This window comes from Paenibacillus sp. 01T424 (assembly GCF_056398745.1).
This window is the reverse complement of sequence record NZ_JBFTPZ010000035.1, coordinates 43,663-58,798: the sequence shown is the minus strand read 5'-3', so window position 1 is coordinate 58,798 and position 15,136 is coordinate 43,663. Positions and strand designations below refer to the sequence as shown.

Sequence of the window (15,136 nt, the reverse complement as noted above, 5' to 3'; positions counted from 1 at the left end):
TCAACAATTCCAACGCAATACCTATAATTCACATAACTTATTTCATTAATAATCGTTACTATAGTTATTTTGTTATTACAAATTGCCTTGTTGACCTACTAGCATAATCCTAGTAATCACCCAAAACGTTGGCGATAGCCGCATTTCCTGCACAGCTCCTCGACAGCTTCCCGTCTTGAGAAACCATCATAGAGATTAGTTGATCGCTCATTCTCAATAATTTCCGAGAAATGAGTATCATGAATGTTTCCTAAATTAATGACGCCCTCTCCGTCCAAGCAGCAAGGGATGACTGTTCCGTCGATAAGAATGCCTGCCTGATTCCTTAAGGCATGGCAGAAGCCTTTCCCATTATACTCCGGCTCTTTTAAATCCGGCCATTTGAACTCAGGATCTTGGTTTAGGTAAATGCGCTCCGCTATTTTGACACCTGAGCCGGGTATGAATTTTTCTTCAATTTTATAATCGAGATTAAATGCCTTCTCAATCATGCCCAGGAGCTCTCGGTTTTTGTTTTTCTGCTGATTCGTTTCATTGTCCATATCTAAGTTCCATAGCCGAAACGAAATAATAATATCGCTGCTTGCGACCGCTTCTTTTACGAATGATAAGATTTCGGCAAGATAACCTTCTTTATTCGTAGAACCGGCATGACCGTCAAAGCTGTGCAGCGAGAAGTTGATTTGACGCAAGGCGGGCTTGTTCAGTAGCTTTTCCTTGTTTTTCGTAATAAGTGTTCCATTGGACGTAATATTTACTTTGAAGCCCTTCTCATGGCTAATATCAAGCAGCTCGTCCATTTTAGGATGCAGCATTGGCTCGCCTTTTACATGAAAATAAATATAATCCGTATGCGGCTTGATCTGATCCAGTGTTTTTTTGAAATCCTCCACTTTAATGAAACCTTTCGCTCGCAATGTGGGCGGACAGAAGCTGCATGATAAGTTGCAAATACTTGTCGTCTCTATATAAAACTTTTTAAATTTTTTCATTAGTCTAGTACTCCGTTTCCCATGGATCCAGCTGCATTTACCTCGTTAGCTTGGACCTGCTTATCGTGTCAGCTTCTATTATACAACGCCAAACACGAAAGTGACAAAAAGGAATAAACAGCAGTAGCCGTTTATTCCCTCTTCTCTTCACGTAATGGCCGAATTCCAATCGGAATCGCCTCATGCTCGCTATTCACGAATGAAGCTTGGAAAGAGCCTTCATAACGGAAAATTTGGCCAAGGATAGGGTTCCGAACGTCCACAGATATTTTGTAGCAGCGCTCCTCATCGTCATACCACTCATTCACTTCTGCTCTGCCAGTAAACAAACGAGGAAATCGAAATTGAAGCCACCCTTCATAGAAACGCTGCTCACCCGAAATGATTCGAATTCCACCCTTTGTGGAAACCGCAACATCCAAATCGACTGCTAAATGCTGCTTATTTCCTAAATAATCAACGATAATCTCTCTTTCTCCGCTATACACCATCGTTGCGTCAAAATGGCGGATCGTCCTTGGAAACTTGAATTTGCGAATCCACGTGACGGTTTCACGTCCGAATGCATCTACATATGCATAGTTTTCTATTGAAAACGGGATGTTTACGCCGCCTTGGGGGAACATGATGTGGCGGAGCGTTCCAATAAACAATGGCAGTGCAGCAAGTTTGTTGTACCAAATTAGCTGCATGACACCATGGCCTATGGACGCGGTACGATCTTGACTGCAAAAGCCAAAACGCTTCTGTATGCGAGGATGGAGCTTTTGAAAATCAGCTCCTAACGCTTGTTCATATATAGAACGCATCGTGATTTCCCCTTTTCTATTCTGTTTATTTAAATTGTCTTTTACAGCGGCTCGCTTGCGGCAAGTGACGTCTGCTTAAATAGGCTGTTAAGCCTAAACCAATCATTGGCAACGTAAGCGTAATTGGATTAAAAGGCGACTTCAGCAATTCTGAATAGAATAGAAGCGCTGGCATTGTTAATGAAATAAGTACCAATACGTGAATAATATAAATCCATTTTCTCCTATGGAAACAAGCGATTAGCACACCAAGTCCCATTTCTCCAATACCGATCAATTGAACCATTTGCAGCTCCATTCCTTTAAACCAACCCACCTGCCTCATCATTGTCAACTCTCCCGTTTCTGGGAACAAGAGCTTAGGCACAAGGCCTTCATAACACCAGAGCAGAACGATGAAGCAGACGCTCAAATAATGAAGCAAAGCTCGCTCTGCAACTACAGAAGGAGGAATACGTTCCTCAAGCCATATTCGCAATCGATCGAAGCTCCATGCGGTAGCCCAGCCAAATAGGGGTCGGAATACAAAGCGATCCAAAATTCGTCCTGCAATACCGAAACGAGTCTGATAATTAAATAATGTTATAAAGGACTGTTTGTCTCCAAGATCCTTGTACTTCCAATAACCGCCTCCGATTCGTATAAGCGAGATTGGCTGCTCTGAAGCAAAAGTTAACGTTGATACTCTTTCATTTCCATCTTTGAAAATTGTGCTGCTCGTTTCTCCTGTGCCTCTAATGTTTAGACCAAAGCCAATTCTCGTTTCATATTGGAATTTCTGGATGTCGGATTCACTATTTTTTGGAAAATATTGAATTTTCGAGAATCGGAGATCCCATTGCTCATGCAGCTGTGGGATTTGAGTATACGCCCACAGTTCATCCTGTGTTGCACGAATTTCAAGCTCGACGTAAATCGGTTTTCTATTCATTCATGCTCCTCCTATTCCATCGTCCAAAAATCTCTCTAATAACTCTGGTGTCGGGATGATGCACATTTCATGTTTCTCAAACCAACGATAGCGATTTCGCGCAATAATATGATAAACATAATTTCTCCAAGCAAGCGGTACGAAGCGAAACCAATACAACAACCTCCACCAGCCGTCAAGCTTGCGAAATACTCGAAGCGCCGCTTCGGATTTGGTATAGTACTGATTCGACTGCACCATTACAAACGTATCAAGATCATCTATAGGCAAATTTCCATCCTTAAGCAACTGCTGGCCAACAGGCGACTGAAGCGCAGCAAATCGAAAATATTTCTTTTTATCTCTCTTCACGACAAAGTGAGTAATTTTATTACATAACATGCAATTTCCATCAATGAGCAGCACAGCAGCTTCGTCGTTGTGTGAGGTTATTGCTTCCATGTTAAATCGCTCCCTCTCTCGTTTTATTTTAACCGCAAGCTGTATAGTAACGGCAGTTCCATCTTTCATAGAACGACAAACAAAGGGGTACTACGTTATGTAGTACCCCTTTGCCTTCTAGCTATGTAAAATAGGTTATTCCTTCTCATCCCGCTGGAAAAATCCTCTTCGCTTCACTTTTTCCACAGCTTCTTTGCTGCTGCGCACGCCAAGCTTCTTGAGCATTTTATTGACCTGATTTTTGAGCGTGCTCTCTGCCTTGTAAAGCTTCTTCTCAATTTGCGATTGCGTGTAGCCGGCTTCAATAAGCTCGAATACTTCACGTTCTGCGCCTGTTAATTCCTTAAGCTGCTCCTCGCGCTTTAGCCGAGTCAGCTCGTTAAGTAAAGCCTCCATAGGAGCAGAATGATGATATGCGTTACGAATCGTTTGCGGCAGCTCCTGAAAGCGTGTCTTCTCCAAATACTGTACAGCACCCGCTGTAAAGGCCTGAGTCATCGTCTGCTCATCATTTAATGACGTTAACATGATAATCTTGGCGGGAGAATGCTCATGCATAAGAATTGCTGTATGAATGCCGTCAAGCCTGCTGCCCTCCAGCTGAATATCCATTAGTACAACATCAAACGTAAGCGTGTGTGCAAGATTGATCGCATCGGTAGAATTAGTTGCCGTTCCTACAACAAGCAAATCAGACTCTTTATTCAAAAAAGTAGTGAGCGCTTTAATCCAATCCGTGTCATCCTCAACGATAAACACTTTGATATGACTCAAGGTTGCTCCCTCCTTCTCTACTCATTTTAAAATCTTTTTTCGCGGCCATATTAAGGCTGCACGTGTTCCTACACCTTCTTGGCTGGTCAGAATGACCTTTGCACCGCTCTTTTGCATAACATTATATACATAAGATAAGCCGAGTCCGAAATTCCGTCCACTTTTCCCACTGCTATAGAAGGGATCAAACACCTGGCTTAACTTCTCCTCCGGGATGCCCATGCCACTATCCTGCACAGAAAGCTCCGCCCCATTCTTATACGCTGCAAGCCTCACTACAATAGCTCCCCCATTTGGCATTGCATCACTTGCATTCATGAGCAGGTTACCAAATGCCTCGCTTATATGAATGGGATCACATTGGATGATAGGACGCAGCTCATACTTCGCGGTTAACGAAATTCCTTTATTTTGCATCAGACCCTCATGCTGAAAAAGAACTTTTTCGATGAGCTGATCGAGCTGAACCGCCTGCTCTTTCAGGGTAATGTCCTTTATTTGACTATGAATACGGCTGATCATCTCAAGCATATGATTGGATGCATTCGTTATGATCTGCATATGCTGCATAGATTGCTCATTCGATTCAGGCAGCAGATTTCTTAAATTTTCCGTACTGATGGCTATTTTTCCAATTTCATTTTTTATCGTATGATTAAGCATCGTAGTGCCAGTGCTAACTGCTCGCATCGTACTTTCCATTGGATCATGCTCAAAGCGGAGTTTAACACCAAGAACACCATACATGAAGGTACATAACAGCGCGACCGACAACGAATAAATCATAAAGACTGATATATAATTAAAAAATTCAAAATCCGGTGTAATCACCTTTGCCACATATATGAAGATTAGAACAGCCAGCAGTGTTGGAACCATTATGATTGTGGTGATAAAGCGGCTTCGCTTTATTCTTGCATCACGCTCTTTCCAAAAGGATGCGACTAATAAATAACAGGAAATTAAATAATAAGGCGCGCTCCATAGCAGCAGAAGGTTAAAAAACCATTGCACATTAGAAGAAATCATAACAAATAAAGCCATCAAAAAAATCGGAATGGAAAGATAAAATTTCAGTTTTTTTCTCATTCGGTTATGGTCTAGAATAGACGCATATAGTAGGCAGAATACGAAAACAGCATAAGGCGTGAATGTATAATTAAGAAATTGCAGTAGATCAGCTATTAAGAATAACCCATGGTCTATTAAAACTTCTGAGAGTCCGCCAATTGAAGCGCTGAACAAAAATAAAGCAGCCCAGTGATTCGATTCGCTACTGCGATTATTTAAGATGACAATTACGGCTGCCGTAAATAATGCGACAAAATAAAACAGCATATAGGGTACCATCCTGTCATTGTTTGTATGTCTATCCTACCATATTTTTAGTCGAACGATTCCGCTGTGCAATAAAAAAATCCCGATCCAGCTCTAACGAGAGGATTGGGATTTTTTTGAATAAACATTTTAGTAGTCCGATTTCGGCTTACGTGGCTGAGGTTTCGGCTTATTCTGAACGGCTGGCAAATGCCTCATGCTTCTGAGCATTGGTCCTTTGCAGATCGGACAAGTTTGCTCCGTTGCAGCAAACTCATCTCTAACCCATGCCTTGCAGTCCGGATTTTTACATTTGAAAATTTTGGTCGCCTTTAATTTCGGTTTTTCTTCTTCGCTAGTTGCCACGCTTCTGTATTCCCCTTTTCTCTCTATGCTTACGTCATTAATTATTCACATCGTTAAATAAACAGGGATTACACAAACTGGCTTGGATAACGATACGCTATTCCCAGTGAAGGTCAATTGTCCACTTGATTTATTAACTTTGAATGTAACGATATTATTTGTATCTCGGTTTGCAGCAAGTAAATAATTGCCGTTTGGCGTCAGTGCAAAATGACGTGGATGTCCGCCTTCAACCGAAATGTGCTGAACAAGTGACAAAGCACCCGTTTGTTCATCAATTGCGAAAACAACAATGCTGTCATGACCACGATTGGAACCATATACAAATTTGCCGTCTGAAGATACAGTAATTTCAGCACAAGAGTTTTCATCTTTAAAATCCGACGGAAGAGTGCTAACGGTTGCTAAAGTCGTCAACTGGCCGGTTTCTTTATCGTATGTAAACGATGTAATTGTTGAATCCACCTCATTAATGACATAGACGAACTTACCATTCGGATGGAACGACAGATGACGCGGCCCTGCTCCCGGATGCAAAGAAATTTCGGCATGGTGAATAAGCTTATGATCAGCATCATCCAAGCGATAAGTGACAATTCGATCCAGTCCCAAATCAGAAACGAACAGGTATCGACCGTCAGGGCTGTAGAACGAGGAATGCGGATGCGGACGATCCTGGCGTTCTGGATGCTGACTGCTTCCAACATGTTGTTTCACATCAAGCTCTTGACCGATAGCGCCCTCTTCTGTGATGCCAAATAGTCCAATCATGCCGCCATGATAGCTAGTAACCGTCAAATAACGGCTATTCGCATCACGCTGAATATGACAGGTCGTCGAAGCAACCGTCTCTTTACGGTTTATGAGCCGTAATGAGCCCTCCTTGGTATCAATGGCAAATGCCGCAGCCTCTCCAACCTTAAGACCTGATTGATTCACGGCTTCGGAGATCGTATACAATAGCTTGCGGTCTGCATCTACATTGAGAAACGTCGGATTTTTAAAATCAGCAACCGCGTCCGTCAACGTTAATGTACCCGATTGCTCATCGAATGCATACACGTACACGCCATTCTCCTCTGTTTCTGCATAAGAGCCTGCGAACACAAGCAGACGTTGTTGTTCATTTGTCACGTTTAAACCCCCTAAGTATTTGCATGTCGTCGCTTCTTAATGAGCGTCTGACTTTTATACCGTTATCTATTATAAGTTGTGAAAGCTAATCCGACAAATACGTTTTTTCATAAGATCGTTTTACGATTCCAGCTGCTGCCTGTCCAGACAACAAAGTCGCCGAGGCTAACACCCTCAGCGACTTTCGTTAATGGCACTTCGATACGTTTTTCATTTATTAAAATAAAAACAGACATCCGAGACAACTCGATGATTTCACCAATTCGCTCAATTTGACAGTTGCTCCTTAGAGTTGTTTCCTCCATGAAATGTCCGCCCTTCGTAAGCTGTTACGACTTTGATGGATCAGGAACACAATAACCATCCGTACATGTAACATCAGCGTCCCCTTCATTCACTTGAATAAAGGTTGGATGTTTTTCTTCCCACGCTTTATTTAATGTGTCCAAAAACACTTCAGGCGATTGTGCGCCGGAAACAGCATATTTACGATCAACTACATAAAAAGGAACACCTCGAATGCCGAGCTTGCTGCCTTCCTCTTCTTCTCCACGGACATTGTCAGCGAATTGGTTAGACTCAAGCATTGCAGCTGCTGCGGCAGTGTCAAGCCCAACTTCAGCAGCGATTTCAACAAGGCGCTCGCGATTGCCGATATTTACGCCATCTGTGAAGTAAGCTTTAAACAATCTCTCGGAAAGTTCCTTTTCCTTGCCCTGCTCAGCAGCAAAGTGAACGAGACGATGTGAGTCAAACGTATTTGTAGAAACTGTTCCTTCAAAATGAAAAGTGATTCCTACAGCTGCAGCTTGTTCTGCTACGTTAGCCGTTGTTTCCTTTGCTTTCTCCACGCTCATTCCATACTTCGTTGCAAGCATGCTGTATGTGCTTATATTTGAATTAGGATCAGCACTTGGATCTAGCTCAAAACTGCGGAATACGATTTCGATCTTGTCTTTATGCGCAAATTTTRCAAGCGCGAGTTCGAACTTCCTTTTTCCTATATAACAAAACGGACATACATAATCCGACCAAATTTCAACTTTCAATGTTGGCACCTCCAGAATGTTTAAAAAAAGTATGATACTATCTTTCTTATTGTAACATGATTGCATAACTTTTTGAAAACATCTCGCTGGCAAATATGATAGATACAAAAAGATTCTTATCGCAAGTTACCTTGTCGATAAGAATCTTTTGTTTATACTGCAAATATATGACGTCCAATTTTTCCGGTTTGCTTGCGTGACCAAATCCATTCAGAGGTAGCTGTTTCTGGATTAAAATAATAAAGAGCTCCACCTGTTGGATCATAACCTTTGACAGCTTCCTGTGCTGCTTGATAGGCAAGTTTGTTTGGAGTAAGATTATATTGTCCATCATCAACGGCCGTAAATGCTCGCGGCTGTTCAATAACGCCTCTTACTGTATCTGGAAAACTAGACGATGCCAATCGATTCATAACGACAGCTCCAACTGCAACCTGTCCTTTATAGGATTCGCCACGTGCTTCTGCATAAATAATTCTTGCCAGCAAATCAAGCTCTCCTTGATTCACGGATACACTCTTAAGTGTTTTCCAGGTCTGTGCGCCTGCTACACCGTCGGAAGCCACACCATAATCCTTCTGAAAACGTTTGAGTGACTCTAACGTCGTTGTGCCAAAATAAGCCGTTACGTCTTTATTAAAATAACCTAGCGTTTTTAACCGATATTGCAAATCCGGAACATCGGGTCCTGAGCTTCCTACCTTTAATGTAGCAGGCGGAGCGGCATGAGCAGCTTCGAGCGGAACCGAAAATGCCAGCATAAATATAATAATAAGCGCCATACTATGTTGTATGAATTTAGTGTTCATCATTTAAGAATGAACCTCCTTTTTCTATAGCGTACATACAAATTGTCCGCAATTTGGAAGAAGATTGGCAACTCTTCTACAGACTCGTTTGAGTTTAGCACAGTTAAAATGGAATTGTAACCGAATTTGCAGAATTGCATATATTTACTAATTTACAACATCGCAAAAATCTGAATCATATAATGAAACAATCTTAACGGTTTAATGTGACGTGATATAGAGGAGTTCGGAACATTTATAAGCTAATAAAAAGAAAAAAACTGTTGAGGAAACTCAACAGTTTTTTTCTGATTTATATTGAAAATAGATTAGTTGTTATTTGTRGCTACCTTACCGTCATTGGATTCCTCTTTGTCGCTCGATAGGAACCAACCTATAACCGCGATCAAGACAAGGACTACATAGAAGGTAATTTTCCAAGCTGCTGAATGGGAGAATGATTCTGGAATGATCCCCAGTTTAGGGTGAGACAATGTGACAACAGCCAGCTTGACGCCTACCCAACCTACGATAACGAATGCAGCAACTTCAAGTCCAGGCTTGCGCTCTAGCAGCTTCACGAAAGCTGAAGCAGCGAAACGCATAATGATTAGACCGATGAAACCACCGATAAAGATGACTGCAAAGTGACCRCCATCCATTCCGCCTATTTTCGGCAAATTGGTCGTTGGCAGCGCCATTGCAAGCGCAACAGCTGCCAGGATGGAATCTACTGCAAATGCGATATCCGCAACTTCTACCTTTAATACGGTAAACCAGAAACCACTCGCTTTTTTGGTTTCTTTTTTGTCTTCTGTTGCATTATCGACATGCTTCTTGAAAATGACTTTTCGGAAAATATGGTTTAGCGCAATGAACAATAGGTACAACGCGCCAATTGCCTGGACTTGCCATACTCCAACCAGAAAGGAAATAGCGAATAACGAGGCAAATCTGAAAACAAATGCCCCTGCTAAGCCGTAAAACAATGCTTTCTTCCGTTCTTTCTCCGGCAGATGTTTGACCATGATAGCCAGCACAAGTGCATTGTCTGCTGCGAGCAAACCTTCAATTGCAATGAGGATGAGCAGAACCCATCCATATTCCATTAACAAACCAAAATCCATACAAGATTCCTCCCTTTCGACTCTGCTTAAGTAAATTTAACTTGTGCTTACACCCAAAAAATAGACCTTTGCCGACTAGTGGCAAAGGTCTCGCTAACAACGTTAAGTTGCCAATAAAGCCGGAGATCGTTAGATTCTCGTAATGACGACTTTACTGTAGCAGCTACTCCCCTTTGGAATGAAGCACGATGAAGTTATAAAAAGGTATACGGGCTGTTTATTAATGGGTTTCAAAAATAAAAAATAAAATAATTGAGAAATTATTTTGTTTTTTTAGAGTGACCATTATATAAATTCTTATACATCCAAACACCATAATCTACGTATGAGGGTCATAATGAGAAGAAGTCTCTGAGTAGAGAATTCTTTTTTTGCCTATTACCCTTTTATGACGTTGTACCCCCTTACTCTAATTGTTACAATATAACTATTCATCTGGTTATTATTATAATTTGTTAACATAATTATTATTATGTTTATTAAACGCCATTAATTATTCGCACCATTAATTTTAGGAGTGACTCGCCATCAATATTATTAAACAAAAAGATCGTGAAGAGCTCGACAAGAAACTTCCTACGATGCCTTGGTATATTGAAAAATTTATTAATTACAAACTTCCAGATTTATCTCCTTCATCGCTTGTCGAATATATGAGAGACTATGAAACCTTTCTTAACTGGTTAATGGCAGAAGGTCTTTCTGAAGCAGCAAATATTAGAGATGTAGCTTTGCTTGAACTGGAAAAGCTGCATATGGACAGTATAGATGGCTTCCGTATGTATTTATCGACTCATAAAGTGGAGCGAAACAGTAAAACGACGATCTCACGCAAGCTTTCCTCCCTCCGCTCGTTATTTCATTATTTAAGTCAAATTGCAGAGGATGAGGAATTTTATCCTCTACTCAAACGGAATGTTATGGCAAAGGTTACGATTAAACGTACGCATAAGCCGAAGGATACAGCCGCAAAGCTTGAGGGCAAGCTGCTTCAAGAAGAGGAAATTTCCGAATTTATGGCTTATATTAAACAGCATTATGGGACGGATGTTGCCAAAAACAAGCAGGCACTTTACGCATACGAGCTTAATATGATAAGAGATGCATGTATCATTAGCTTTATTCTACATTCAGGCTTGCGTGTATCTGAACTCGTCAATTTAAACGTCGATGATATCGATCTCAAGAAGAAGCTTTCCTATGTGTATCGCAAAGGTAAAAATGACGATACGTTTAAAACCCCTGTATATTTTCGCCAAGAGGCGGTTGAGGATCTGCAAGCTTATTTGACTCTAAGGGAACTCCGTTACAAGGCGCCAAAAAGAGAGAAGGCTTTGTTTCTGGCTGTTGCTAATGGAAAAAACGAGGGTTCGCGCATGACGAAGCGAGCAATTCAAGAAATGGTACTGAAATATGCCAAACGCTTTGGAAAACCTTACTTATCCGTACATAAGCTCAGACATAGCTTCGCCACGGACTACTATCTGCGAAACGACATCTACAAAACCCAAGAGCAGCTTGGGCATGCTTCGCCGGAAACGACGCAAATTTATGCGCATTTAACGGATAAAACGATGGCACAAGCAATCGATCGTACAAAAAAAGAGGACGAGTCAAGCTAGCGCATCTTTTGCGTAAGCCTGACTTGCCCTCTTCTTTTATTCATGCCATTAAGAACTAGTTTGCAAAATAACAGATTCCTGCATAGACAGCTGTGTTAGAACAAGATTGGAGTAGATGCCGCCTTTCTTCATCAGCTCCGAATGCGACCCCTGCTCGGCTACTCTTCCGTTCTCAATGACGAGAATAAGATCAGCATCCTTAATGGTGGATAGTCTGTGCGCGATAATAAACGCCGTTCTTCCTGCTAGCAGCGTGTGCAAAGCCTCTTGAATATGCTGCTCTGTTTCCATGTCAACGCTGGATGTAGCCTCGTCTAATATGAGTATGCCGGGATCTGATAGCAACACACGGCCGAAAGCGAGCAATTGCCTTTGGCCTACCGAGAGTTTTGAGCCTCGCTCCTCCAGCTGCGTTTGATACCCATCTGACAATTTGCTTACAACGCGGTCTAGCCTTACGCTCTCGGCTGCTCTAAGCAGCTCTTCCTCTGTTGCATGGTCGTTGCCATAACGCAAGTTCTCTTCTACCGTACCCGCAAAAATAAATGAATCCTGAAGCACGATTCCCATTTGCTTGCGTAGAGATTCGAGCGTTGCCTGCTTAACGTCCATCCCGTCAATTCGCACGGTACCGTCAGTAGCATCGTAGAAGCGCATCAAGAGATTAACGATCGTGCTTTTTCCAGCGCCGGTTGGCCCGACTAAAGCTACTCTTTGCCCGGGCTTAACGAGAAATGAAACGTTATGAAGCACATCAGGTTTATTTTCCTCATAACGAAACGAAACATTATCAAACTCAACCTCGCCGCGAACCTGCGGCAGTTCTAAAGCATGCTTGCTATTTTTCACCTCTGGATCGGTATCCAGCACTTCAAATATACGCTCGGCAGAAGCCATAGCTGACAACAGCTGGCTATACACCTTGGATAAGGCGCTCAGCGGCCCCCAGAAGCGCCATAAATAATTAATGAACGCCATAATGAAGCCAAGCGTAAGCGCGCCTTCAATGACCTTCATGGCTCCGAACCAAACTACGATACAGGTGCCCAGCATTCCGATCATTTCAACCAGTGGATATACAGTCGATTCCAACGTAATTGCTCGCATAAATGCGCCTTTGTTGCGGGTATTTATACCTTCAAATCGCTCATTGTTAGTCCGCTGGCGTGAGAAGGCTTGAATGACACGAATGCCTTGTATCGTTTCGTTCACATTACCGTTAATCGATGACATCGTTGAGCGTGAACGCGACCATGAGCCTTCAATTTTTGGACGTAGCTTTGCAACGATGAAATAGAGCAGCGGCATCATAATAAATGAGAGCAAAGCAAGCTGCCAATCCATCCAGATCAAAATGATGACGATGCCAAGTAAATGCGTAACCTCCATCACCATCGTTATCAAACCGCCGTTGATTAGCTCACCAATAGCATTTGTATCATTCGTTATTCTGGACATAATTTTACCAGCGGGACGCCCATCAAAAAAACGAAAGGACAAGGTTTGCAAATGATTAAATAATTGCTGACGAAGATCAAACAAAATACGTTGTCCTGTAAAATTGATCCATCTGGTATGCATATAGCTAAACAACCAGCCTATTAGCTTAACGCCCAGCAGAATAGCACCCAATACATGGATAACCGAATAATCTTTTTGGTTTATCCCTTTATCGATGATGTACGCAAGAATAATTGGCTCGGATAAGCTTAATAACATATTAATAAGCACTATAATAATGACCCACGTCATTAATTTGCGATAAGGGATAAGATATTGAAGCATACGCCGCATGTATTTCCCATTAAACGGCTTCTCTTCTACATCAGAATCCATATCCCACTCCACTTGACTCATGATTTCACCTCTCTTCTATTGATGTGCGATTTGCTTCTGTCTATCAAACAATTGACGGAAGAAGCCACTGCCTTCGTTTAGTTCCTTATGTGTGCCTTCTTCAGCCACACGGCCATTTTCAAGCACAATAATACGGTCCGCATGCTGAATCGAGGAAAGCCGCTGCGCGATTATAAATGTCGTGCGACCCTTCATGACTTCTAATAAAGCTTCATGAATAGCTGATTCTGTTGCTGTATCTACACTCGCTGTCGCTTCATCCAGTACTAAAATTGGCGGATCCATTAAAATCGCACGAGCAAGCGCCACACGTTGTCTTTGCCCGCCAGAGAGCCCGACACCCCGCTCACCAATTCGCGTATCGTAGCCGCTTGGCATGCTTTCGATGAAGGAATGGATTTGCGATTTGCGTGCTGCCTCCTCAATTTGCTCCTGCGTCGCATCCGGATGACCGTAGGCGATATTATCTCTAATCGATGCTGAGAACAAGAAGGTCTCTTGCGGTACAATACCTATGCTTCGCCGCAGTCCATCAAGCTCATATTCCCGCACATCTACACCATCAATGAGTACACTGCCACTGGACACATCATAATAACGAGAAAGCAAGCCAATCAGACTGCTTTTGCCTGAACCCGTGGCACCGAGTACACCGATCACCTCACCTTGCTTCACTTGGAAAGAAACCTCATCCAATATCGGCTTATCCTTCGCTAAATCCTGATCGGAGAAGAAGAATGTTACACGATCAAAAACGACGTTGCCGTGCATTCCGTCCGTATTTATCGCTTGTTCAGGGGTTTGAATATCAACCGGTGTGTCCAGCACTTCAAATACACGTGGAGCTGCTTTAATCGCTTGCTGGAAAATATTAATTTGCCAGCCTAGCATATTCAGCGGCCAAATAATGCCCCATGTGTACCATTGAAACGCTATGAAGGTACCAATCGACATCTCTTCCCGAGCAACAAAAATAGCACCGATCCAGATCATCAAAACAAACGTGAGTCCTCCGTAAAAGCCCATGAGGGGAAATGCTTTTGCCTCCAGCCTTGCCCGGTCCATATTTGTATCAAAGTTTTGCTCATTTCGCTCAGCGAATTTCCTTTGTTCTACGGACTCCGTTGCAAAAGATTTGACAACTCGAATGCCTGAAATATTTTCTTGAAGCGTAGTCGTTAAGCGCCCCATTTGTTCACGAATATTGGACCAAGCTGGTCCTACTTTGTGGTTAAAGCGAAATAAGACGAACAAAATAAAAGGAATTGTAATTAAGCTGATTAAAGTTACTTTCCATTGCATCGTCATCATGAAAATCGTCGTTCCGATAAACGTCAGCATGCCAGTAAATAGGTTCATCGCTCCAAACCCGACAAAGTTTTTTACCGCATCAATATCCCCAGTCATTCTGGACATGAGCTGACCAGTCTGCGCACGGTCATAATAAGAAAATGATAACCGCTGCAAATGCTCATAAAGCTCTTTCCGGAGTTTAAACACGACATTTTGACCGACCAGCTCTTGGGAATAACCTTGTATAAACATGCCCAAGCTCTTTAAAGCTTGAATGCCTGCCAAAGCAAGTGTTAATCCGATCACGACGGACATATTGCTTTTTCCGATTCCTTCGTCAAATATTTTGGCTAATACCCAAGGAGCTACCAAATCGAATATCGTCGCAAAAATCATAATGATAACCGCTGTAAATACCCATTTGGCACTCGGTCTTACATAAATCATCAAACGTAACAGCGTTTTCATTGGATTGCCCCTTCCCCTATAGGAAACAAAAAAAGACCTCAAGCCATAATCGGCTTGAGATCTTCGTATAATAGCGTGCAACGGTCAAAAAAGCTGCGTTGACACCAATGAACGAAGGCAGCCCGATCGGCATGTTTGAACAACGGAATGGAAATTCATGCTAAACTG

Annotated in this window: 15 protein-coding genes; 1 reads left to right on the top strand and 14 read right to left on the bottom strand. The window is 42.3% G+C overall.

Annotated features, from left to right (window positions below; translation table 11 throughout):
- Positions 1 to 116: 116 nt before the first annotated feature.
- The 12 genes from AC1DPK_RS23970 to AC1DPK_RS23915 all read right to left on the bottom strand — a co-directional run bounded on the left by AC1DPK_RS23970 (position 117) and on the right by AC1DPK_RS23915 (position 9,728).
- The gene (locus tag AC1DPK_RS23970; RefSeq protein WP_430058958.1) at positions 117 to 992 is read right to left on the bottom strand and encodes a radical SAM/SPASM domain-containing protein; all 876 of its coding nucleotides are present in this window, start codon (positions 990 to 992) and stop codon (positions 117 to 119) included.
- Positions 993 to 1,123: 131 nt separating this feature from the next.
- Positions 1,124 to 1,801: a DUF4166 domain-containing protein gene (locus tag AC1DPK_RS23965; RefSeq protein ID WP_477511848.1), complete on the bottom strand. Its 678-nt coding sequence runs from the start codon at positions 1,799 to 1,801 to the stop codon at positions 1,124 to 1,126.
- A 25-nt stretch (positions 1,802 to 1,826) separates the two neighbouring features.
- Complete coding sequence (locus AC1DPK_RS23960) at positions 1,827 to 2,732, bottom strand: DoxX-like family protein (protein ID WP_477511847.1); 906 nt, start codon at positions 2,730 to 2,732, stop codon at positions 1,827 to 1,829.
- Positions 2,733 to 3,173: a thiol-disulfide oxidoreductase DCC family protein gene (locus AC1DPK_RS23955; RefSeq protein WP_477511846.1), complete on the bottom strand. Its 441-nt coding sequence runs from the start codon at positions 3,171 to 3,173 to the stop codon at positions 2,733 to 2,735.
- Between the two features lie 135 nt (positions 3,174 to 3,308).
- Positions 3,309 to 3,947, bottom strand: coding sequence for a response regulator (locus tag AC1DPK_RS23950; protein WP_477511845.1), 639 nt, complete (start codon positions 3,945 to 3,947; stop codon positions 3,309 to 3,311).
- Positions 3,948 to 3,968: 21 nt separating this feature from the next.
- Positions 3,969 to 5,285 (bottom strand): sensor histidine kinase, encoded by a 1,317-nt coding sequence (locus AC1DPK_RS23945; protein ID WP_477511844.1) that lies wholly within the window; start codon positions 5,283 to 5,285, stop codon positions 3,969 to 3,971.
- 129 nt (positions 5,286 to 5,414) lie between these two features.
- Complete coding sequence (locus AC1DPK_RS23940; RefSeq protein WP_076265875.1) at positions 5,415 to 5,630, bottom strand: cold-inducible protein YdjO-related protein; 216 nt, start codon at positions 5,628 to 5,630, stop codon at positions 5,415 to 5,417.
- 45 nt (positions 5,631 to 5,675) lie between these two features.
- Complete coding sequence (locus AC1DPK_RS23935) at positions 5,676 to 6,764, bottom strand: lactonase family protein (RefSeq protein WP_477511843.1); 1,089 nt, start codon at positions 6,762 to 6,764, stop codon at positions 5,676 to 5,678.
- Positions 6,765 to 6,871: 107 nt separating this feature from the next.
- Positions 6,872 to 7,069 (bottom strand): hypothetical protein, encoded by a 198-nt coding sequence (locus AC1DPK_RS23930; RefSeq protein ID WP_477511842.1) that lies wholly within the window; start codon positions 7,067 to 7,069, stop codon positions 6,872 to 6,874.
- Positions 7,070 to 7,093: 24 nt separating this feature from the next.
- Positions 7,094 to 7,813: a DsbA family oxidoreductase gene (locus AC1DPK_RS23925; protein ID WP_477511841.1), complete on the bottom strand. Its 720-nt coding sequence runs from the start codon at positions 7,811 to 7,813 to the stop codon at positions 7,094 to 7,096.
- A gap of 152 nt (positions 7,814 to 7,965) precedes the next feature.
- Positions 7,966 to 8,622: a spore cortex-lytic enzyme gene (gene sleB, locus AC1DPK_RS23920; protein WP_441882544.1), complete on the bottom strand. Its 657-nt coding sequence runs from the start codon at positions 8,620 to 8,622 to the stop codon at positions 7,966 to 7,968.
- 308 nt (positions 8,623 to 8,930) lie between these two features.
- Entirely contained in the window at positions 8,931 to 9,728 is a 798-nt protein-coding gene (locus tag AC1DPK_RS23915; protein ID WP_076265871.1) for a TerC family protein, read from the bottom strand.
- Positions 9,729 to 10,255: 527 nt separating this feature from the next.
- Here AC1DPK_RS23915 and xerS point away from each other — a divergent pair.
- A complete protein-coding gene (gene xerS / locus AC1DPK_RS23910) occupies positions 10,256 to 11,350 on the top strand; it encodes a tyrosine recombinase XerS (RefSeq protein WP_477511863.1) in 1,095 nt (364 codons plus the stop codon).
- Positions 11,351 to 11,398: 48 nt separating this feature from the next.
- Here xerS and AC1DPK_RS23905 read toward each other — a convergent pair whose 3' ends face one another.
- Both AC1DPK_RS23905 and AC1DPK_RS23900 read right to left on the bottom strand, forming a co-directional pair.
- Complete coding sequence (locus tag AC1DPK_RS23905; RefSeq protein WP_477511840.1) at positions 11,399 to 13,207, bottom strand: ABC transporter ATP-binding protein; 1,809 nt, start codon at positions 13,205 to 13,207, stop codon at positions 11,399 to 11,401.
- A 15-nt stretch (positions 13,208 to 13,222) separates the two neighbouring features.
- Entirely contained in the window at positions 13,223 to 14,968 is a 1,746-nt protein-coding gene (locus AC1DPK_RS23900) for an ABC transporter ATP-binding protein (protein ID WP_477511839.1), read from the bottom strand.
- Positions 14,969 to 15,136: the final 168 nt, after the last annotated feature.

Excerpts from the sequence above, each read along its gene's own strand:
- AC1DPK_RS23970 (WP_430058958.1), bottom strand. The coding sequence starts at position 992 with ATGAAAAAATTTAAAAAGTTTTATATAGAGACGACAAGTATTTGCAAC.
- AC1DPK_RS23965 (WP_477511848.1), bottom strand. The coding sequence starts at position 1,801 with ATGCGTTCTATATATGAACAAGCGTTAGGAGCTGATTTTCAAAAGCTC.
- AC1DPK_RS23960 (WP_477511847.1), bottom strand. The coding sequence starts at position 2,732 with ATGAATAGAAAACCGATTTACGTCGAGCTTGAAATTCGTGCAACACAG.
- AC1DPK_RS23955 (WP_477511846.1), bottom strand. The coding sequence starts at position 3,173 with ATGGAAGCAATAACCTCACACAACGACGAAGCTGCTGTGCTGCTCATT.
- AC1DPK_RS23945 (WP_477511844.1), bottom strand. The coding sequence starts at position 5,285 with ATGCTGTTTTATTTTGTCGCATTATTTACGGCAGCCGTAATTGTCATC.
- AC1DPK_RS23930 (WP_477511842.1), bottom strand. The coding sequence starts at position 7,069 with ATGGAGGAAACAACTCTAAGGAGCAACTGTCAAATTGAGCGAATTGGT.
- sleB (WP_441882544.1), bottom strand. The coding sequence starts at position 8,622 with ATGAACACTAAATTCATACAACATAGTATGGCGCTTATTATTATATTT.
- AC1DPK_RS23905 (WP_477511840.1), bottom strand. The coding sequence starts at position 13,207 with ATGAGTCAAGTGGAGTGGGATATGGATTCTGATGTAGAAGAGAAGCCG.
- AC1DPK_RS23900 (WP_477511839.1), bottom strand. The coding sequence starts at position 14,968 with ATGAAAACGCTGTTACGTTTGATGATTTATGTAAGACCGAGTGCCAAA.